20 protein-coding genes and 1 other RNA gene are annotated in these 21,561 nt (G+C 43.6%); 13 read left to right on the top strand and 8 right to left on the bottom strand.

All coding sequences use genetic code 11. The annotated features are described in order from the left end of the window. Positions 1 to 157: 157 nt before the first annotated feature. Positions 158 to 2,551, bottom strand: a complete 2,394-nt coding sequence (locus L1D21_RS04660) for a DNA polymerase II (protein ID WP_239844049.1) — start codon at positions 2,549 to 2,551, stop codon at positions 158 to 160. Positions 2,552 to 2,688: 137 nt separating this feature from the next. Between L1D21_RS04660 and dinG the strand changes: the two genes are divergently transcribed. The 6 genes from dinG to L1D21_RS04630 are packed head-to-tail and all read left to right on the top strand — an operon-like array spanning position 2,689 to position 8,115. Further along, positions 2,689 to 4,761, top strand: coding sequence for an ATP-dependent DNA helicase DinG (gene dinG / locus L1D21_RS04655; RefSeq protein WP_239844190.1), 2,073 nt, complete (start codon positions 2,689 to 2,691; stop codon positions 4,759 to 4,761). An 8-nt stretch (positions 4,762 to 4,769) separates the two neighbouring features. Next, positions 4,770 to 5,543: a TSUP family transporter gene (locus tag L1D21_RS04650; RefSeq protein ID WP_239844048.1), complete on the top strand. Its 774-nt coding sequence runs from the start codon at positions 4,770 to 4,772 to the stop codon at positions 5,541 to 5,543. Further along, on the top strand, positions 5,540 to 6,202 hold the full coding sequence (locus L1D21_RS04645) for a primosomal replication protein (protein ID WP_239844047.1): 663 nt from the start codon (positions 5,540 to 5,542) through the stop codon (positions 6,200 to 6,202). Before L1D21_RS04650 ends, L1D21_RS04645 begins: the two co-directional genes overlap by 4 nt. Positions 6,203 to 6,211: 9 nt before the next feature. Beyond that, entirely contained in the window at positions 6,212 to 6,880 is a 669-nt protein-coding gene (locus L1D21_RS04640) for a DUF2057 domain-containing protein (RefSeq protein ID WP_239844046.1), read from the top strand. 9 nt (positions 6,881 to 6,889) lie between these two features. Continuing rightward, a complete protein-coding gene (locus L1D21_RS04635) occupies positions 6,890 to 7,792 on the top strand; it encodes a histone deacetylase (protein WP_239844045.1) in 903 nt (300 codons plus the stop codon). A 44-nt stretch (positions 7,793 to 7,836) separates the two neighbouring features. Beyond that, the gene (locus L1D21_RS04630) at positions 7,837 to 8,115 is read left to right on the top strand and encodes a late competence development ComFB family protein (protein WP_239844044.1); all 279 of its coding nucleotides are present in this window, start codon (positions 7,837 to 7,839) and stop codon (positions 8,113 to 8,115) included. 84 nt (positions 8,116 to 8,199) lie between these two features. On the opposite strand, the gene ffs is transcribed toward L1D21_RS04630, so the two are convergent. Both ffs and L1D21_RS04620 read right to left on the bottom strand, forming a co-directional pair. Next, positions 8,200 to 8,296, bottom strand: an RNA gene (gene ffs / locus L1D21_RS04625) — signal recognition particle sRNA small type. A gap of 206 nt (positions 8,297 to 8,502) precedes the next feature. Next, on the bottom strand, positions 8,503 to 8,793 hold the full coding sequence (locus tag L1D21_RS04620) for a helix-hairpin-helix domain-containing protein (protein WP_239844043.1): 291 nt from the start codon (positions 8,791 to 8,793) through the stop codon (positions 8,503 to 8,505). 389 nt (positions 8,794 to 9,182) lie between these two features. On the opposite strand from L1D21_RS04620, the gene L1D21_RS04615 reads away from it, so the two are divergent. After that, positions 9,183 to 10,568, top strand: a complete 1,386-nt coding sequence (locus L1D21_RS04615; protein WP_239844042.1) for a DASS family sodium-coupled anion symporter — start codon at positions 9,183 to 9,185, stop codon at positions 10,566 to 10,568. A gap of 145 nt (positions 10,569 to 10,713) precedes the next feature. Here the strand turns inward: L1D21_RS04615 and L1D21_RS04610 are convergent, their stop codons facing one another. The 5 genes from L1D21_RS04610 to pspA all read right to left on the bottom strand — a co-directional run bounded on the left by L1D21_RS04610 (position 10,714) and on the right by pspA (position 14,790). After that, a complete protein-coding gene (locus tag L1D21_RS04610; protein WP_239844041.1) occupies positions 10,714 to 11,850 on the bottom strand; it encodes a TIGR01620 family protein in 1,137 nt (378 codons plus the stop codon). A gap of 119 nt (positions 11,851 to 11,969) precedes the next feature. Further along, the gene (locus tag L1D21_RS04605; RefSeq protein WP_239844040.1) at positions 11,970 to 13,403 is read right to left on the bottom strand and encodes a YcjX family protein; all 1,434 of its coding nucleotides are present in this window, start codon (positions 13,401 to 13,403) and stop codon (positions 11,970 to 11,972) included. Positions 13,404 to 13,464: 61 nt separating this feature from the next. After that, positions 13,465 to 13,860, bottom strand: a complete 396-nt coding sequence (gene pspC / locus L1D21_RS04600; protein WP_239844039.1) for an envelope stress response membrane protein PspC — start codon at positions 13,858 to 13,860, stop codon at positions 13,465 to 13,467. Continuing rightward, positions 13,847 to 14,086: an envelope stress response membrane protein PspB gene (pspB, locus tag L1D21_RS04595; protein WP_239844038.1), complete on the bottom strand. Its 240-nt coding sequence runs from the start codon at positions 14,084 to 14,086 to the stop codon at positions 13,847 to 13,849. Before pspB ends, pspC begins: the two co-directional genes overlap by 14 nt. 20 nt (positions 14,087 to 14,106) lie before the next feature. Beyond that, complete coding sequence (pspA, locus tag L1D21_RS04590; RefSeq protein ID WP_239844037.1) at positions 14,107 to 14,790, bottom strand: phage shock protein PspA; 684 nt, start codon at positions 14,788 to 14,790, stop codon at positions 14,107 to 14,109. 178 nt (positions 14,791 to 14,968) lie between these two features. On the opposite strand from pspA, the gene pspF reads away from it, so the two are divergent. The 6 genes from pspF to L1D21_RS04560 all read left to right on the top strand — a co-directional run bounded on the left by pspF (position 14,969) and on the right by L1D21_RS04560 (position 21,464). Continuing rightward, positions 14,969 to 16,042, top strand: coding sequence for a phage shock protein operon transcriptional activator (gene pspF, locus L1D21_RS04585; protein WP_239844036.1), 1,074 nt, complete (start codon positions 14,969 to 14,971; stop codon positions 16,040 to 16,042). Between the two features lie 87 nt (positions 16,043 to 16,129). After that, positions 16,130 to 17,770, top strand: coding sequence for an ABC transporter substrate-binding protein (locus L1D21_RS04580; RefSeq protein ID WP_239844035.1), 1,641 nt, complete (start codon positions 16,130 to 16,132; stop codon positions 17,768 to 17,770). Then, positions 17,770 to 18,801, top strand: coding sequence for an ABC transporter permease (locus L1D21_RS04575; RefSeq protein WP_239844034.1), 1,032 nt, complete (start codon positions 17,770 to 17,772; stop codon positions 18,799 to 18,801). The genes L1D21_RS04580 and L1D21_RS04575 overlap by 1 nt, the downstream gene beginning before the upstream one ends. Continuing rightward, positions 18,788 to 19,678 (top strand): ABC transporter permease subunit, encoded by an 891-nt coding sequence (locus tag L1D21_RS04570; RefSeq protein ID WP_239844033.1) that lies wholly within the window; start codon positions 18,788 to 18,790, stop codon positions 19,676 to 19,678. The genes L1D21_RS04575 and L1D21_RS04570 overlap by 14 nt, the downstream gene beginning before the upstream one ends. A 12-nt stretch (positions 19,679 to 19,690) precedes the next feature. Then, on the top strand, positions 19,691 to 20,704 hold the full coding sequence (locus L1D21_RS04565) for an oligopeptide/dipeptide ABC transporter ATP-binding protein (protein ID WP_239844032.1): 1,014 nt from the start codon (positions 19,691 to 19,693) through the stop codon (positions 20,702 to 20,704). Continuing rightward, positions 20,679 to 21,464, top strand: coding sequence for an ATP-binding cassette domain-containing protein (locus tag L1D21_RS04560; protein ID WP_239844031.1), 786 nt, complete (start codon positions 20,679 to 20,681; stop codon positions 21,462 to 21,464). The genes L1D21_RS04565 and L1D21_RS04560 overlap by 26 nt, the downstream gene beginning before the upstream one ends. Positions 21,465 to 21,561: the final 97 nt, after the last annotated feature.

The raw sequence follows: 21,561 nt of genomic DNA, 5'->3' as shown, positions 1-21,561 counted from the left end.
GATTAGCAAAACAACAGCAGCCTCTCATAGATGAATATCACAAATAATGCACCTCGCATCGAACATATAAACGTAAAAATTCCTTTTAAATCATACTAAAAACTATTTTTTAACATTGTATCGAGATAAGTACAACTTAACATCAACCTCACCCTAATTAAATTAACGATAGCTGTTTTGAAGTAACTTCGCTGAAACTCGTATTTAATAATGAAAGTACAGGATCAGAAATAGGCGCGATTTGTTTATCTAAATAATATTGATAGTCAATCTGCCCCTGACAACAGGCAATGGGTTGCGCCCCGTTGGTGGTGATCACATACTCAACTTTAGCCCCACGTTTTCCATATCGGGGATCGCCACTGCGTTCACACCATAAACCTGCCGCTTTAACATGGGGAGACGATTTAGCCGTGTAATCCTCAATATCTCTCCTTAAGCGCTTTGTAAACACCAACAGCTCATCTAACTCACCCGACTGCAACGCTTGTGTTATTCCTGCTAAATATTCGACTACATCTTGCTTAGCAAACAAACGGTAATACAACTGAGCTTGTACCTGTCGAGCAAGTGGACTCCAATCACTACGTACCTGCTCCATGCCCTTAAATATTAACTTCAACTCACCATCAGGTTGTGTATATGCACCAACATAACGTTTCTTAGACCCCTCGGTTGAACCGCGCAGCGTTGGCATAAAAAACTGCTCATAATGGCGTTCATATTCAAGCTCAAGGTAACAGTCTAGATCATAGTCCTGTTTAAGCAATTTCTGCCATTTCAGATTAATCCTTTTAACTAACTGTTTTGCAAAATCATCTATATCCTCAATTGAGCTCACATCTGCCAAATGGACAAAGGTGGAATCGGTATCGCCATAGATAACCGTTAACCCAAGCGCTTCAATCCAAGCTCGGGTCTGCTTCATGATTTGGTGCCCACGCAGGGTGATCGAACTGGCCAGTTTGGCGTCATGAAACACACACCCTCTCGAGCCAAGCACACCATAAAGGGAGTTCATAATAATTTTAATCGCTTGGGATAAAGGGGCATTCTGATGTTTTTTAGCCAGCTCCCGCTGATTGGCTAATTGTGCAATCAGTTTAGGTAAGATGGGGTCTTGGCGACTAAAACGCCCGCCTAAAAAACCACTAACGGTTTGGCCTTCGTCCTGTAATAGCCCTTCTACCAACCCCTTAGGGTCGATCAAAAATGTACGAATAATTGAAGGGTATAAGCTTTTAAAGTCCAGCACTAAAATATTTTTATACAAGCCGGGTATCGAATCCATAACATAGCCACCGGGGCTTTCGATGCCATCACTAGCTGGCTCACTCGGGGCAATATAGCCAGCTCGGTGTAGATGGGGTAAATAAAGGTGATTAAATGCCGCTACCGACGCCCCCACTCTACCCAGTTCTAAACCCGTTAATCGTGAGCGTTCCAATGCGAATTCGGTTAATGCTGTTTTCTGAAAAACATCCCAAACCAACCGACAATCAGTCAGATTATATTTAGCCAATGCCACTTTATCTTGATGAAACATCTGAGTGATACCTTCACCACGATTAGCAACATCATCAATAGCTTTACCTTCACCTAACAACTCCCGCGATACATACTCTAACGAGTAACTATCAAATTGATAAAAAGCGGCCTTTAACCAATCGATACCATCTAGCACAACCCTTCCAGGTAGTACCAAGGTTTCTGGACGAAACTTGTCTTCTACCTTCCAAGTTAAAGGCTGGTGATTGCGCCCGAGAAGAAGTGGAATATGATGTTTAGCAGCGCGGCGATACAATAAAGCTAAATCAAAAGTTACCACAGCCCAGCCGATGATAATGTCGGGGTCCACGGCTACAAACCAATCTATTAATGCCTGAATTAAACTGGCTTCATCTTTAACCCATTGAATTTCAAAAGCTGTATTAGATTGATCATCAAACACTTTAGTCTCTTGTGCAAATTGAGTCTGTTGCTGATGACTGTCGTCCACCATGATCACACGCGAAATATCCTCGCCATACAAGCCAACACTGTATAACTCGCCATTCATGGCACATTCAAAATCCAGCGAGACAATAGACAGCGGCACATCGACCTCCGCCTTACGAGCACGAGTTGCAATCATGGATGACATGTTATGTGACGATTCATATTCGCCTACAAACTCCACGTCTAAGGCGATAAAACGTTCTATGAGATATCTCTGCTCAGGCCTAACATCGGCCTCATAGAGTGCAATGCCTAAATCGGTGGCATTTTTAGACACGGCCCGAAAGCTGGCATTACCGGAAAGATATAACGCAGACACAGGCTCTTGCTTGAAAGTTTTAAGCGCTAAATCTTCATGGCGAATGCCCTGAACTCCCGTCGCAGTCAGCAGACGTGAGCAATCTTGAGTACGGCAAAAGCAGACTCGTTCAGTATTATTAACCACCACTCGCAGCGGTCCATCTGGTGTTTTAAGATAATAATGCAGCGCATTACCAACATAGTGGCGGGTTAATATTCTGCCTTTAACAAATCTGGCTGTTGATGAATTCAAGAATACTCACTTACGCAATTAATTCATAAAGTTACATGGTATTTAGCGAAAAACTATTGAAATAGTCTCCCCAGCTCTTCTTAGGCTATGTAATCACTGTTATTATGTACAGCATTATTTATCTGCCGCCAGCTTACATGTTATCAGCTAATGTCAAAACTCAGATCCGCACCATCTATAAAGATATTGCGACATCACTGCCTAATTTTCGCTCACGCCGAGAACAAAATTACATTGTGGCCGAAATCTCGAAAACTTTGGCTGGCGAATATGACAAGCATAGACGCATCATCGTCGTAGAGGCCGGAACCGGCATTGGTAAATCATTAGCTTATATTCTTGGCACAATCCCATTAGCCTTAGCCAGTAAGAAAAAAGTTTGTATTGCAACGGCTACCGTGGCATTGCAGGAGCAATTGTTAAATAAAGACCTGCCCTTCTTCTTACAACATTCGGGTTTAGATTTTACCTTCGGCTTAGTGAAAGGTCGGCAACGATACGTCTGCTTAGCCAAATTAGAGATGTTGATTGGCAGCGATGATGGAACTCAAATGGCCATGTGGCAAACTAAACCCGATCACAGCCAAATTGAGCTACTACAAACCTTACTAAAAGATTTTCATCAAGGACGCTGGAATGGTGAGCGCGACACCTTAACGAGTCCATTACCAGATCACCTGTGGGCTCAGATCTGCTGCGATAAACACAGCTGCCATCGTCAACTGGCAAGCCATAGGCATTGCCCTTTTCATAAGGCCCGTGAAGATATCAATGATTGGGATGTGTTAATTGCTAACCACAGTTTGTTGTTCGCCGATTTAGAGCTAGGCGGCGGGGTTATTCTTCCCGAACCTGATGAACTTTTTTATGTTATCGATGAGGCGCACCATCTTCCCATCGTCGCCAGAGACTTTTCCAGTGCTCAGGCGACTCTTCGCGGTGCGATCGATTGGCTGGAAAAAATTGCGAAAACCAGTGCCAAATTACAAAACCAGCTTAAAAGCAATCACATTATCGCACCAGCCCAGGCAATGATGGATCATATTACCGATTTAACAGGCCTGTTAAATGGGGTAGCACAATACTGTGATGGACAGGCTGCAGCTTTTGATAACCCAGAAAATCGCATTCGTTTTGAACATGGCAAACTTCCACAAGCCTTAGTGATCCAAGCCGAAAACTTGTCTACGGCCAGTAATGGTGCGCTCAAGCAATTTAATAAGATGCTAATTTTACTAAATGAGAGTATCAAAGATGGAGAACTGCCCAAACATCAGGCAGAGCAACTGTTGAGCGAAACTGGTTTTATGCTGCAACGCCTAGAGAACTTGCATAAATTATGGAAGATGACCGCTAAGCCAGACAATAGCAAAGGCGCTCCAATGGCAAGGTGGGTAGAACAACTACCCGGTAAACAAAATGATTATCTATTTAATGTCTCCCCCATCGAAGTCGGTTTTATGCTGGAGTCCTTATTATGGGAGAAAGCCGCCGGTGTAGTCTTATGTAGTGCTACCTTGCGAGCATTAAATAACTTCAATCATTTTACCCACCAAGTGGGCTTATCGGTTAATGATGGCAGTCGTTACTTAGCTATGGATAGCCCATTTGATTTTGAACAAAATGCCACGCTGTTTATTCCAAAGATGCGCTCAGAGCCCACGGATGAACGCTATACCGATGAACTAGCAGAGCAAATTCTCACATTAATAGAAGGTGAAACGGCTACCTTAGTATTATTTGCCTCTTACTGGCAGATGGAAAAAGTGGCCGATTTAATCCGTCCTAAAATTAAAACCCATTTGCTCATTCAAGGTGAAGATTCACGTCAACAGCTATTAAAGCAACACAAACAGCGCTGCGATGATGGCCAGATCAGCATCATCTTTGGCACCGGCAGTTTTTCAGAAGGTTTAGACCTTCCCGGTGAGTACTTAACCAATCTGATTATAACTAAACTACCTTTCGCAGTGCCCACCTCGCCGGTTGAACAAGCCCATGCAGAATATATCAAGGCCAAAGGGGGTAATCCCTTTTTGCAATTAACTATTCCAGATGCGTCGCGTAAATTGATCCAAAGTTGTGGTAGATTACTGCGTAAGGAAGAGGATTATGGTCGAATTAGCATATTAGACCGACGCTTGGTGACCAAGCGTTACGGCAAATCACTCCTCGATGCCTTACCGCCATTTCGCCAAGTGATAGAATAGGAACACCTTTGGAGTTACTTTTAGAACCAAGCAGTTGGGCAATTTTAGTCGCAACCGGTTTTCTCGCTGGGTTTATCGATGCTGTCGTTGGCGGCGGCGGACTATTATCTATTCCGGCCTTGTTGACCATAGGTATTCCTCCACATTTAGCATTAGGTACCAATAAACTCGCAGCCAGCTTCGGCTCATCGATGGCCGCTTTTACCTATTACCGTAAACACTATTTTACCCCACAATTTTGGTATCACGCCGCCATCGCTACCTTCATAGGTGCGGTTATCGGCACCTTTGTGGTTTATCTGATCGACAGCCAATGGCTAGAGAAACTACTGCCTATCATCATAATAGTAATTGCAATCTATACCTTGCTAAAACCTGGTTCTATGGGCAAAGCAACCTACAGCGCTCCGTCAAAGTCTCCTTCAAAATTTAAGCAGTGGCGCCAAGGGCTACCACTAGGATTTTATGATGGTTTTGCCGGTCCCGCCGTTGGTGCTTTTTGGACCATCAGTAGCGTGTCACAATATAAACTGCCGGTACTCGAAAGCTGCGGCTTAGCCAGAGCAATGACTTTTATCAGCAACCTCACCTCTTTATTAGTCTTTTTGGCGCTAGGTCAAGTCAATATCATGATAGGTTTAGCCATGGGGATATGCATGATGTTGGGCTCATTTGTTGGTGCTCGCACTGCAATTAAGTTTGGTGTCCCCTTTATTCGTCCGCTATTCATCACCATTGTTATCTTAATCGCGGTTAACTTAGCTTGGAGTGCATGGGCATGAACACGGCTGAACTAATTTATCGTTTAAGAGTCCAACTCAAACAGCTAGAACAGGAAGTATTACAACATGATAGCCAGCTTGCTAAAGGCCAGCGCAAACTCTTGCATGATACTGAACGTTTTAATCATGGTTTGTTTCAACAAACCGGTGCGCAGCTAGCACCTTGTATTGAACAGATCAGTAAAAAAATCACTCAACTGGAGCAACTACTAAAAGGTAATATCTCGAATGACACGATAGCGTTAAGCTGTGAAGGCATTCACGATAGGTTTACCGCTCTTCGTCGGGCGCTGAACACCACCAGTTTAGATGTGAAGTCAGCAGAACAGCAACGTGACGCTCGTTTCGCCCATGCTAAAAAACGTAGACAAAAATCCCACGAAGAGAGTGGTTTTAGTTGGATTGCTTCCGGAGTGATGCACAACAGCCATCAGCTCTATGATGAACTGAATAAGCATCTCAATTGGGTTAAAACATTTGAGCAAAAAATTGAATATTTGCAGTTAAAATTAGAAAACTGTCATAGTTCAGAAAAAATTGCACTGCAAAATGAGATACTTTTAGTGCATCGTCGCTTAGGAAAGTGTCGACAGGCAATTAGTTATATTGAAGACCGTATTCAGGCGTTTGAACGCCCATATAAGGGTCAAAATCGTTAAGGAGCAACAATGAAATCAGTATTACCCTTCACCGCCATTCTCGCTCTATTCGGTGGATCATCGGCAATGGCTGCCAATTTGACGATTCCTATGTCATTTGAATATTTAGCGCTCGATGGTAAAAAAGTCGAAAGCAGCCTGTTTAACCACAAATCGGATCTTGAGTTAGACAATGGCAGCCATAAGATAGCTATCCGTTATCATGAGATGGTTGAAGATGATTTCAGCGATAGCCAAAGCTTTATAAAATCATCCCCCTTTATTGTAACCATTGCGGTGGATGGAGATCATAGCTATTCACTTATGCCTGCTGAAGGTGACGTTGTTAAGCGTCCAAAAAGTTTTGCCAAGTCACCTCAAGTGATTATTAAGCGCAAAGATGGTGGCGAGGTCAATTATAAAGTCACCCAAACCGATCTCACTGAAGACAGCTTCGTTGCCAAGCTATTTAATGGTAATAGCCAAGATATCGAAGTAGCCGCCGCAGCAGCAACCAGCACAGCCGTTGCCTCCAGTAGTAACGCAGCTAATACCTCAACAATCGAAGCTAGAACCTTGCCAGCAAAAATCCCCACTAGTGACGTGGATCATGCTCAGCAGATGCTGCAGTATTGGTGGTTACATGCCGATGATAAAACTCGTAAAGAGTTTATGAGCTGGGCCATAAAGCAATTATAATATTTGGTTATGCTACCGCTTATTTATCACGCCAGCTACTCGCAGCTGGCGTTACCTTTACACCACAGATTTCCGCAATTCAAATATCAGCAGCTTTATCAATATTTAATTGATAACCAAATCGCTAACGCTGAACAGTTCCACCAGCCAAGTGCCGTTGATCGCCATTGGCTAAATCAAATCCACAGTCCCGATTACGTTACGCAGTTATTAAGTCTAAGCTTGTCGAGTCAAGCCGTTAGGCGCATGGGATTACCCCTTACTCCTGCAGTGATAGAGCGTTCACTACATTCTGTCTCAGGCACTATGCAAGCTTGTGATTTAGCCATTCAGCATGGTATCGCCCTGCAACTGAGTGGCGGCTATCATCATGCTCATTATGATTTTGGCAGTGGTTATTGCGTCTTTAACGATTTAATCGCCTCCGCAGTACATGCAAAGCAGTCTCATGACTTATCCAGAGTGCTGATCTTTGATTGTGATGTGCATCAGGGGGATGGAACGGCGACCATGAGTCAGCAATATCCCGATGTGATTAGCTGCTCGATTCATTGTCAGCAAAACTTCCCAGCCAGAAAACAGCAATCAGATATCGATATTGAGTTACCTAAAGGAACCCAAGATTCTGTCTATCTCGACGCCATAAAACAAACGTTAGACCTTGCCATTCGCTTCTATCAACCGGAACTGATCATTTATGATGCCGGAGTCGATGTTCATCATGATGATGATTTAGGCCACTTCGATATTAGCACTCAAGGAATTTATCAACGGGATCATTTGGTACTGAGCACGGCAAAAAAGCTAGAAATCCCGATTGCTTGCGTTATTGGTGGCGGCTATAGCAAACAGCCACAGGCGTTATCAGAACGTCATGCACAAGTTTTTATTGCCGCCAGTACAATATGGTAGCAAACTGATACTTGTCTAATAAACAAGCTAATAGGGAGACGCCAATGCAACTGGAAATTCGCAACTACTATGAAATACTTTTGATGGAGCAACTTTCCGATGAAGGTTTACTCGACGAGTTGCCAGCCGACTATTTAGCCGATCTATGCTGCGTCACGCTCAATCAACTACCCGTTCGTTATATACGCCATCTGGTCGATACATACTTCTTCGAAGACCAACATGAACTCAAGCAAATGAAACAACAAATTCAAACAGCACTGGAAAAGTCACGAGCCTTTTTAAAACGTCAACAAGCTAAAGAGAAAGCAGAAAACGAATAGTTGTGTCTACGAATAGGTGTTTCTGGTAATTAATAACTGCGCAAGAAAATACGATAATATAAAGGCAGAGAGGTTTTGGAGGTTCCCCTAGAGCCACACTCCGGCACATGAGTCGCCTGCTGCGGTTGCTCCCTTCCGGGCCTGGCCGAGTTCACAAGTTATCATTGCGGAGGGACCCTAGGGTCACCATAGATTCTTAAGAAAGCCTTCCTTAAGACGGCGAGCATTATCTACTATGGCCGCGATGCAATCAAGTGATTATCCCAATGATCGCTCCTGTTTGTCATTAACTGCACACTCAGTATACAAATGCCCGTCAAGACGGGCATTATATCCATTAAAGTTTAGTCGCTAGTCAACATCGAAACCTGTAACTAGCAAATAATCTTACAGAGAAAGATTGGCGCGATTCTGCTCCAAGAGTTTAGTTCCAATGCCTTTAACATTGGATAACTCGTCAATCGAAGCGAATTTACCATTAGTATTACGATATTCAATAATAGCGATTGCTTTGGACTCACCTATACCTTTTAACTGGGTAAGTTGGCCAACATCGGCACTATTGATATTAACGGTCAGAGGAACAACTTGTTGATTGTCGACTGTGACTTTTTCAGCAGCCAGCGCAGGCGTCATCACCATAGCACCAGCCAACACAGCGGTTAGCAGCATTTTCATGGGTATCTCCTTATTAATCCTTAATGATATTCGCGGCCTAACATTCCCTCTCCTTGGCCACGCATACAAACATAGGACAACATCAAAAATTACGCCAATGTGTGATAACCCCCTTTCAACCAAAGTAAAATAGTGATCAAATTCACAAGCAATGAAATCTCAATTTATTTCATAAGTTTATCAAAAGATGAATTAGCGGCTATTAATTGAAAAAAAGATGAATTTTTTCTACTAAATTGTCATGCCGTTATCACCAAGGCACTAAAAAATCCGATCCTGCGCACATAATTTTGTTGCTAACAATGTAAGCCGATAACAAGATAAAAAACTTGGTGCTTGTTTAGCCCTGAGATAATGTGGCCTGCACAATAGAAAATAGGGATTTTTCGATGCAGACCCCAGCGACACAAATCACATTAGAGAATAAAGCCACCAGCTCCAAAAACTTGCTCATCTTGTTTGGCAATATTGTGCTGTTTGCCTTGCTCTATCTGTTTTTACCCTTCGAACAGAATATCAATACAGGGCTATCTATCCTTATTTTTGCAGCAATTCTCTGGCTCAGCGAAGCAATCCATATCAGTATTACCGCCATATTAATTCCTATATTGGGAGTTGTACTAGGCGTCTTTGAAACCAAAACTGCCATGAGCAATTTTGCCAACCCGATCATCTATCTTTTTTTCGGAGGGTTCGTTCTCGCTGCGGCCCTTAATCATCAAGGCATAGATAAGCGTATCGCCCACAAGGTGATCACCGTATCGAAAGGTAAATTGAGCATCGCTTGTATGATGCTATTCGGTATTACGGCACTGTTATCAATGTGGATAAGTAACACTGCCACAGCCGCAATGATGTTACCGTTAGCCTTAGGGATCTTGCAGCAACTGGATATCAAAGAGCATCGCAATACCTACTTGTTTATCCTGCTTGGCATCGCATATTCAGCCAACATAGGTGGCATTGGTACCTTGGTAGGAAGCCCTCCAAATGCAATTGCTGCCGCTCAGGTTGGTTTAACCTTTGCCGATTGGCTTGAATTTGGTTTGCTCACCGTCGCCTTAATGCTGCCTAGCATGTTGATCGCGCTCTACCTTTACTTCAAACCGAATTTGAATGTGGTTTGTGATATCCCTAAGAGTGAGCAACAACTCACGCTGGAAGGTAAACTCACCCTACTCATTTTCATTGCAACTGTGTGCTGCTGGATCTTCAGTAAACCGCTTTCTGCTGCACTCGGCGGGATAGCGCAATTCGATACCATTGTAGCTCTTAGTGCTGTCGTATTATTGGCAGGGCTAGGACTGGTTGAATGGAAAAAAATTGAAAAGACTACCGACTGGGGCGTGTTGATCTTATTCGGCGGAGGCCTGACCTTAAGTGCCATTTTGAAAGCCACTGGCACCAGCGTATTTTTGGCCCACTGGGTTACCGATATCTTTGGTAACACTCATATGGCTTTATTTATTTTTGCAGTGATTTTCTTTGTGGTGATGCTAACTGAGTTTGCCAGTAATACCGCTAGCGCTGCGCTATTAGTGCCCGTGTTTGCAGCCATTGCTGAAGCCTTAGGTTTGTCTCCAGTAATGCTATCGGTATTGATCGGTATCGCTGCCTCTTGCGCCTTTATGTTACCAGTTGCAACGCCGCCTAACGCCATTGTTTATGGCTCAGGTTATATTAAACAGTCTGAGATGTTACGTGCTGGTGCCATCATCAACTTCATCAGTATGCTGGTACTGTATGTTATTTCGCATCTGTTCTGGACGATATAGTTTTTATTAGCGATACAATAGCAGTCGAGAAGTTGATTGCCATCGATTAAAATCATCAAAAAAATAGCGACTTAGCCTAGGGTAAGTCGCTATTTTTACTACAGGTAACCTATCAGACTCTCGAAGTTTAAGCCCTTTGGCTCAGCTACAGATCTCGCTTGGTTTTAGCACTCTCTTTGCTGGCGGTGGCTTTAGCCGATGAGGATTGTCTAGCCTTACCCGCCATTGCTGCTTTACTCATCGCCGACAGGGAAAAGTCTTTCAGCTCACCAAGTAGCGCACTATGAATTTTTGTCAATTTAGGTCTCGCCTCTGCGCTAAACACCACTGGCCGGCAAAGCGCCATGGTTTGATATCCAAGTCGCGCGGTGAGTAATCCACCACCTAACCCTTGTGCCATACGGGTTGAGATTTTACCGGACAATTCCAACGACAATAATTGGGTACCAATATCGGTAACCACTTCACTGGTTCCCGCATAAATAATATTGGTGATCACCGAGCGAATAAGCTTAATCCGACTCCAATAGCCCAATTCAATCCCATAACAACGAGCCAATTCTCGTATCATCTTCTGATTACGCCATAAAATAATCGCCATATCCAACACCGCTATCGGGCTCGCAGCCAGAAGCAATGCCGACTCGGTCGCATAGCGATGAACCAGCTTCTTTGCCCGTACATCAATTTGATTTAGAACCGTCGACTCAAACAGTAATACTCGTTCGGCATCATTATGCTCATCACTGAGATGTTTTTTGTACTGATTAATATCAATCTCTGTCGGCAACTTGTTTAAGATATTGTCGATAAAGGGATCGGCTTCGCCAACTTGCATACTCTGAGCTAAGCGCTCACTTACCTGCTGCGCCTCTTCGGTTCCCCGCAGTCGTTTAAGCTGTCGCCACTCTTTAAGCCCAATACTACTTGCCCACAACACCACGACGCCAGTCACCGCAGTATAGATACCAAACAGCCATGGACTTTGAAGCCAAGCAGAATGCAAAGATAATAGGGTTTCCAAAATGGCAATAACACCGATCCCCAACAAGCTGCCCTTAGCTAACCAAGACCAGCGACGCTTAATCGGCTTGCTCCATAAAGAGAGCGTTTTTTTGTCTTCGAACACTTGCTCCAATTGAGCCTCTTGGTGTTGTTCTTCTGACTCCGTAAGCAGCTTCTGGCCGTTAAAGTGCTTGGCGGTCTTCAATGTGATAGCAAGATCGGCTTGTTGATGTTCAAACACCTGCTTTTTTTTGATTGAACCAGATTGCGATTTCATCTTCTACCCTTTTACACCAATTCAGTATTAGAGCCTCAGAAATGCGAAATTCTCGCTGAGCGATAACATCTTTATACTGATTGGTATTATCCTGTGTACTTTCAGATCTATCTGACCTATTAAGCAAGCTTGTCGCCCAGCAAGTACTGTAATAAATGATCGAGCCGAATATGCTCAAAGTGACTGTCTTTCGGTGTGGTCGCTAATAATGGCGGAGCAAAGTTTACAAACTCGAAGCCTTGATTGTCCCAGAACTCGGCTTGAGGTAACTGCTTAGGCACTTCACCGGGAAACAAGGTGATCTCTTGATGGGTTGCCATATCTCGACCTTTAACAACCTCAATCTGAGCACCGCCATCTTGCACCATGCCATGTTGTGTCGCTTTAATTGCGCTAATTGCCATCACCTCAACATCACAACCTTCAAACTGTGCATGTTGTTGACTGTGTTTAACCAGCTGAGTTAAAAGAGACAATACATTGGCCTGTTGAGAGCGAGTAATATGATCGACCTTGCTAGCGGCAAACAGCAACTTATCTATTCGAGGTGAAAATAGGCGTTTTAACAAATTAGATTGGCCGAAATGAAAGCTTGCCATAATGCCATCGATCGCCAGTTTCATATCGTCAAATTGAGCCTTGCCGCGGTTGAGCGGTGTAAAACAATCTACCAGCACAACTTGGCGGTCAAACTTAGCAAAGTAATCACTATAAAAGGGCTTTACTACCTGGGAAACATAGCTGGAATAACGCCGTTTAAGTACATGATAATAACTAGACTTGGATGAAGCCTCCAGCGTCTCTAACTGCGCTGCTTGCATGCCAAATAACGGAAAAAACGCTAAGATAGGCGTATCGGCTAGCTCTCCTGGCAATAACATCCTTCCTGGTTGTGCATTATAAAACCCATGAGTCTCAACACTATCTACCAATAACTCCTGATACTGCTTTGCAATCGTTTTTAATACTTGCTCATCAGCACTGGCCGACAAATCAAGACCCGCACAGGCTGCAATAAATGGCTGATAATATTGACTCAGAGCCAAAATGGCAGCTCTTTGATATTGTTGATCAGACCATTGCTGATAGCTGAGTTTTAACATGGGCAAATCCAGCAGCCACTCACCAGGATAATCGACAATATCCAAATAAAGCGTCGAGCTATCACTGAATTTGGCAAGTAAGCCTTTTTGCGGTTGATAGCGAAGCGCCAGTCTTAGCTCACTGATGTTTTTAGTCGACTCAGGCCAATAAGGTTCATCGGCACACAAAGAGTTCATCGCGCCTTGATAATCAAAACTCGCAATCGTCATGTCAGGCTGCATCGTACGTTTAACACCGTACAAACGCTCTTCACGCGATACTTGCCAAAGCGGCAGCCCCTTATCTTTGCTTACCGTCAGCAATTGATTAACTAAGCCGGTGATAAATGCGGTCTTGCCAGCGCCAGAAAGCCCGGTAACCGCTAAACGAATATGATTATCAGTAGTGCGCTTGACTAAAGATTTTGATTGGGATTTAAGCTTTCTCAATGAGCGATTAAATGAATTCATTGGCTAATCTTAGCAAACCGTAGCAATGGCAAAGGGCGGTGTATGCCGCCCTTTGGAAGGATTATAAATTATTGATCTCGCGTTTAAGATCGAAAGTATCGGAAGTAACATGACGCTCCAGATTTTGCAGTCTAATTTCTAGTTGTCTAAATTGACTACTCACATCTTTTAAAGCCGCGGTGGCAGGCTCTCCGGCTTGCCAAACCTTCTTCTTCAATTCAATCTCTTTATGAGACTGTTTGCTCTTTGAACTGCCGGGTTTGATATCCAAAATCATCCAAAGTAGCACATAGATGATAATCACAATTCCCGAACCACCCAATAAAAATATCGATGCTGCTAAGACTCGCACTAACCAGGTTTCAAAGTTGAAGTAATCGGCAATCCCTGCACATACTCCAGCTATTTTTCCTGATTCAGGAATTCGATACAAGGTACGTCCGTTAGATCCGCTCATCTCGATTCCTCCACTGTGGAGCCTCACTATCCAAAATCGCTTCCAATGTTTCGATGCGTTGGGCCATCTTGTCAGCTTTGCCGATTAACTCATTAAGTTGAGTAAACTCTTCTTCAGTGAGTCCCTGGCTCACTTGGCGTTTACTACGGTAATGTAGTATCAACCAGATGGGCGCCACCACAACCATGAAAACAATAATGGGGGCAATTAATATGTCCATATCCATAACTCACCTCTAAATCGTAATTATTTAGTCTGCTTTTTCGCTTTGCTTGCTTTTACTTTCGCTTTCAAAGCTTCAAGCTCAGCGCTCACCGCATCTTCGGCTTCTAATGCTGCAAACTCGTCATTAAGCGTTTTTTGATTACCTAAGTCGTAAGCTTCAACTTGAGACTCAAGGCCTTCAACTCGGCGCTCATATTGCTCAAACTTACTCATAGCATTATCAATTTTGCTCGAATCTAACTGGCGTTTCACTTCTAAGCGTGAAGAGGCAGTCTGTTTACGCATGATTATGGTCTTTTGACGCGCCTTAGCATCGGCTAGCTTCTCTTGTAGCAGGTTAACTTCTTCTTTTAAGCGGCTGATCTGCTCTTCAATCACCACGAGCTCTTGCTCTAGCGTCATTGCCAATTCAACGGCTTTCTGCTTTTCAAGTAATGCTGCTTTGGCTAAGTCTTCTCTGCCTTTCGACAATGCAAGCTCGGCTTTCTCCTGCCAATCTTGAACTTGCTCTTGCACTTTAGCAATGCGACGAAGGATCTCTTTCTTTTCTGCTAGTACCTTAGCCGAAGTTGAACGCACTTCAACTAACGTATCTTCCATCTCTTGAATGATCAGACGAACCATTTTTTCTGGATCTTCCGCTTTATCAAGTAGTGCGCTGATATTAGAGTTAATGATATCCGCGAAGCGAGAGAAAATACCCATAATACTGTCCTCAAAATTAATGTTGGTTTCGCTAAAAACAATACATTTAGCATGCCAACTTTTTATAACCCATACAATACAAACACTTAACTAATATTTTAACTTTTTCTTTATTTTAATACCTGAGGCACATATTATAATTTTCACCAATTATTAGTGTTAAAGACTAAAAATAATCGTGGCTAATCAATTTCAGCAAGATAATCTCATCGGTCAATCTAACGCCTTGTTAGAAGTACTTGAACATGTGTCCAAAATCGCGCCTTTATCGAAACCGGTATTAATTATCGGTGAACGCGGTACCGGAAAAGAACTTATCGCCGAACGATTACATTATCTGTCAAAGCGTTGGGATCAAAGTTTTATCAAACTGAATTGCTCATCCTTAAGTGAGAACTTACTCGAAAGTGAGCTCTTTGGCCACGATGCAGGCGCCTTTACCGGTGCCAATAAAAAACATGAAGGCCGTTTCGAACGCGCCGATGGCGGTACCCTGTTCCTTGATGAATTAGCCAACACTTCGGGTCTGATCCAAGAAAAATTATTACGGGTCATCGAATACGGTGAATTTGAGCGAGTCGGTGGCAGTAAAACAGTACAAACTGACGTACGCCTTATTTGCGCCGCCAATGAAGATTTGCCATCACTGGCCCAAGCCGGTGAGTTTAGAGCCGATCTGCTAGACCGCTTAGCATTTGATGTGATCACCCTGCCGCCATTAAGACACAGGCCAGAAGATATCATGCCTTTAGCAGAGTATTTCGCCGTGGGGATGGCAAGGCAATTACAACACGAGCTGTTCGATGGCTTTACACCTAACGCCGTAAAACAGTTAATGGAATACAGCTGGCCGGGTAATATCCGCGAATTAAAAAACGTAGTCGAACGTTGTGTCTACCGTAATACCGATCGACATGAGGCGATTGATTCCATTGTAATTGACCCCTTCGCATCGCCTTATCGTCCGACCACCCGAGTGAAAACTCAATCACGACAGGCCAATGTTCAAACTAGTGGTACTACTGCGGCAACAAGTGAAGTGGCACCAGTAAGCACAGCGCCTCAAATTAAATCAGCTGAAATCAGTTTCCCACTAGACTTTAAAGAGCACTGCGAAAACCAAGAAGTCACACTGCTTAAAAAAGCGCTAGAAGCAGGCCAATATAACCAGAAAAAAACAGCAGAACTGCTTGGTCTAAGCTACCATCAATTACGTGGAATCTTGAAAAAATACAATTTATTGGATAAATAATTGCCTTAGGGACAGATGAGGTTTGCGCCCAGCTCCATAGCGCTGTTAAAATGAACATCTTCATTCAAACAACAATTACATCTATTGATGAAAGTGCTGCTTAAGCGTCTCACGTTAGGTTCGGCGTTCTGCTGGCTAGTTCCGCTGCTAACAGCCTGTGGCCCCTCACAAGTTCCTTCGGGCTTAGTTTATTGCTCCGAGGGTAATCCTGAATCATTTAATCCTCAGCTCGTAACTTCAGGCACAACCGTAGATGCCACTTCGCAACTTTACGACGGCTTAGTTAATTACGAGGCTAAATCCGGTGAAGTCATGCCAGCATTAGCCAGTGATTGGACGATCAGTAATGATGAGCGTGTTTACACTTTTACTCTGCGTACTGGGGTTCATTTTCATCATTCGAAGCACTTTAGCCCAACACGTAATTTTAATGCAGACGATGTCCTGTTTTCATTTAATCGTATTATCGATACCAGTAACCCTTACCATCATATTGCCAAAACCGGATATCCATTTTTTGAGAGTATCGACTTCGCCCAGCAGATTGAACACATTGAAAAAATTGATGATTATCACGTTGCCTTTCACCTTAAACGTAAAGATGCGTCCTTTTTATCCAACTTAGCCACGGGCTTTAGCGTGATCTTGTCAAAGGAATATAGCGACCAATTAATAAAAGCAGGTGAACCTGAACTGTTAGATAAATATGCTATTGGTACAGGACCATTTAGGCTCGTGGATTACGTTAAAAATGACTTTATACGATTTTATCGCAATCATCATTACTGGCGCTCAACTCCAGAAGTGGAGCAATTGGTTTTCGATATCACCCCTAAAAGCACCACACGCTTAGCTAAACTAATCACAGGTGACTGTAATATATCAGCACTTCCTAAGGCCGGTGAACTACAGGTTGTTATCGATAAAGCAGATTTAGAAGTCGACTCTTTACCTGGATTCAACGTGGCATTTTGGGCATTTAATACCGAGCGCATACCATTCAACGATGTGCGGGTACGTAGAGCTCTTGCCTATGCTGTTGATAAAGACAATATTTTAAGGGCTGTTTATCAAAAAACAGCTGTCGAAGCTAAAGGCGTCTTAGCGCCTTTATCTTGGGCATATTCGCCCAATGAAAGCTTGCTTGAATACAATCCAGAAAAAGCCAAAGCCCTATTAAAAGAAGCCGGTATTAATGATCTGACCATTGATATCTGGGCCATGCCGGTGGCACGTATTTATAACCCAAATCCTCATAAAACAGCTGAGTTAATTCAGGCGGATTTAGCTAATATTGGCGTAAAGGTCAACATTGTTACCTATGACTGGAGCGTATTTAATCAGAAGCTAAGTAAGCAGAGTTACGATTCGGTTTTAATTGGCTGGAACGCCGATAACAGTGACCCAGATAACTTCTTCACTCCAATCTTAAGCTGCGCCTCAGCCAGTACTAACAGTAATCGTTCGCGCTGGTGCAATCTTGAGTTTGACCAGATATTAGATAAAGCAAAATCCACCACTAAACGCCGTGAACGGACTTTGTTATATCAACAGGCTGAGAAGATGATCGCTGAGCAAGTACCACTATTACCTTTAGCTCACGCCACACGGTTAGTGGTCAAGCAAAAGAGTGTTAGCCAATCTAAGTTGACACCTTTTGGCGGTATCTCTTTTACCAATACCACAAAACTCAGCCAGCAAGCCCCTGCTTTCAAGGAGGCTAACTGATGGCCCGTTATCTTATTCGACGTTTAAATCTATTTTTGGCCACCTCTTTTGTGTTGTTCATAGTGATGTTTATGGCGACTACTAAGTTCCCCGTTGATCGCACCGTGGCGCTTACTGGAATTCAATCACCAACAGCACAAGAACTGAGCGTGATCAATCAAGATTACCGCTTAAGCAGCAATTCGATAAGCCAATTTGTCGCCTATTTGGAGCAACGCCTTTCTGGTAATCTGGGTATATCGACCACTTCACAAAATCCGGTTATTGATGAACTTTCAACAGTATTGCCAGCCAGTTTTGAACTGGGATTTTTTGCCGGTTTTCTGGCGCTGTTGTTTGGTATTCCATTAGGTGTATTAGCCTCCTTAAGTAATAATAAAATCACTCAACATACCATCATGGCTATTACACTAACCGGTTATTCTATCCCCGTATTTTGGTTGGGATTAACCTTATCATTATGGTTTGGAGTACGTTTAGGCTGGCTACCCATTTCGGGGCAAATCAATTTATTGTACGAGATAAAATCGGTTACGGGCTTTCTGCTGATCGACACACTATTATCAAATTCAAAATATGCAATCTCGGCATTTATCGATGCGCTGCATCATATTATTTTACCTGCGGTCACGCTCGCCATTCTGCCCTTCACTGTAGTGGTGCGTATTACCCGTAGTGCCATGATAGCCATTATGGAAAAAACCTACATCAAAGCCGCTGAAGCTCGCGGTCTGGTGACATCGACAATCGTATTGCGCCACGCCTTACCCAATGCCTTTATTCCGGTTTTAAAAAACCTAGGTTTAATGCTTGGAGCATTCGCCAGTTATGCCATTGTGGTTGAAGTGATTTTTAGTTGGCCAGGAGTAGGAGCTTGGTTAGTGTCGGGGATTTATCAACGCGATTATACTGTTATTCAGGGCGGTATCTTAGCTGTGGCATTGATTATCATTTTCTTAAGTATTTTAATTGAAGTGATGCATACGACATTGAATCCCATCAGCAGGAAAGAACTCTATGCCTCAAATTAAAATCTATCAAGAGGATCACATACCTTCTCCCCTGAGCCGAATTTGGAGTGCTTTCACAGACAATCCCTTCGCCTTTGCAGGTCTGTGGGCGGTTTGCTCCTTGATATTACTGGCCATATTTGGTCCTCTTATCGCGCCTTTTGCACCCGAACAACAAGACCCTCACGCGTTATTATTGCCACCTTCATGGGATCCTGCAGGCACTGTTGAACACTTTCTCGGCACCGATGATTTAGGCCGAGATATTTTCAGTCGCCTATTGCATGGAGCTCATCTGACCTTTGGCATGGCCATAGGAATCGTTGCCACAGCATTAGTATTAGGCTTTGTTATTGGTTCGATTTCCGGCATGATGAAAGGCTTAAAATCCAGCGTGCTCAGCCACCTATTAGATGCACTGCTGTCTATCCCCTCTCTACTGATGGCGATATTAGTTGTCGCGGTCACAGGCCCTGGTCTGGGTAATGTGTTCTGGGCTGTAGGTATCGCCCTCACACCTCAATTTGTTAGGGCTATTCATCAAGCGGTACACGAAGAACTGCAAAAAGAGTACGTCACAGCCGCTCGATTAGATGGTGCCAATCCATTACAAATCTTTTGGTATGTCATTCTGCCTAATATTTTAGATACTATGATTATTCAAACCACACTTGGGATCTCTGCAGCGATTCTGGATATTGCGGCGCTAGGTTTTCTCAATCTAGGGGCACAAGCTCCGAGCCCAGAATGGGGAGCTATGGTATCACAAGGGCTCGATAACCTGCTCACGGCACCTTGGACAGTATCTATTCCGGGCGTCGCCATTCTTTGTAGTGTGTTAGCCATTAATCTAGTAGGTGATGGGCTTCGCTCAGCACTGTCACCGATCCGCCATTGATGGAACTGTCTTATGCCACTGTTGGATATTAGAAACCTCACTATCGAACTTAACACTCCTCACGGCCGTGTTAAGGCCGTTGAGCGTGTCAGCCTGACCATCAACCCCGGTGAAATTCATGGCCTTGTGGGTGAATCTGGCTCTGGTCGTTCCTTGTTAGCCAGAGCCATATTAGGCATTCCAGGGCATAACTGGACCATACAAGCCGATCGGATGATGTGGGAAGGCCAAAACCTGATGGACATGACCTCAAAAGAGCGTCGTGCATTAATGGGCTCCGAGATGGCTATGATCTTCCAAGATCCGATTAGCAGTCTCGATCCAACCATATCCGTTGGAGTGCAGATAATTGAAGCAATGCCGGAAAATCGTACCCTCCCTTGGTGGAAGCGTGAAAAGGATAAGCGTGTCAAAGCTCAGCAATGGCTGCATAAAGTCGGGGTGAAAGACGCCCAAAAAGTCATGGGCAGCTACCCTTGGGAGTTGTCTGATGGTGAATGCCAAAAAGTGATGATTGCTATCGCCGTCGCCAACCAACCTAAACTGCTGATTGCCGATGAGCCAACAAACTCGATGGAAGTCAGAACTCAGGCGCAGATATTTCGTTTACTCAGTAAGCTTAATCAATTGCAAAATGTCTCTATTTTGTTGATAAGTCATGAACTTGAGACATTATCTCAATGGTGTGACCGTTTATCTGTCATGTACAGTGGACAAATTATGGAGTCAGGGCCGACCAGCGAATTAATCGCTCAGCCTTATCATCCTTATACTAAGGCGCTACTGGATAACATTCCTGATTATTCAAATCCTGAACATCATAAGACCATGATGAACACATTGCCGGGCTCAGCACCAGCATTACAACATTTACCTATTGGTTGTCGACTCGGTCCCCGCTGTCCACAAGCACAGAAACTTTGTGTTAATCAACCTAACCTATGTCACCAGAAAGATCGCTATTTTGCGTGTCATTTCCCTTACCATAACGAGCCATGTAATGACGAGTCCCTTACTAAAAGTTAGTGAGTTGAGCAAAACCTTTTATGCCGGTTATAAAGGCTTTAAGCGTCAATATAATCGTGCATTGGAACCAATTTCGTTCGAGTTAAATCGCGGCGAAACCTTGGCAATTGTAGGTGAAACCGGCTCAGGGAAAAGTACCCTTGCACGGATTTTAGTCGGTGCCGAAGAGCGATCCAGTGGAGAAATACTGTTTGAAGGCGAAGTATTAGAAAGTCGTAACCTTAAACAGCGCTGCCGTTTAATCCGGATGATTTTCCAAGATCCTAATACCTCCTTGAACCCCAGTATTACCGTAGGTGAATTATTAGATGAGCCACTGAAATTCAATACCAAGCTCGATAAGCATGAAAGACGCGCTCAGGTTATCGATAGATTACGTAAAGTGGGATTACTGCCGGAACATGCGGATTTTTATCCGCACATGATTTCAGAAGGGATGAAACAGCGTGTCGCCGTTGCTCGAGCTCTGATGCTTGACCCCAAAATTATTATTGCCGACGAAGCGTTAACTGCGTTGGACCTTTCGGTTCGCTCGCAAATTTTAAACCTGCTACTAAAATTGCAGCAAGAGATGGGGCTGTCTTATATTTTTGTATCCCATAACATGAATATTATTCGTCATTTCAGCGATAAAATCATGGTACTTCACAATGGGAAAATGGTGGAGAAGGCAACAACAGAAAAATTATTCAATGAGCCTCAGCATGAGTACACACAAAGGCTTATTCAGGAGCAAACCATGTTCTCCTATAAACGCTAAACTGCTCCAACCACTGGGATTAACTAACCTAATTACTAAAAAACATGTGCCATTTCATATTGGTTTAATTATCCTTATGGCACTTTTTCAAGAGAAG

It is taken from the genome of Shewanella sp. Isolate11 (assembly GCF_022398315.1).
GTDB lineage: Bacteria > Pseudomonadota > Gammaproteobacteria > Enterobacterales > Shewanellaceae > Shewanella.
This window is presented reverse-complemented; position numbering and strand designations above follow the sequence as displayed.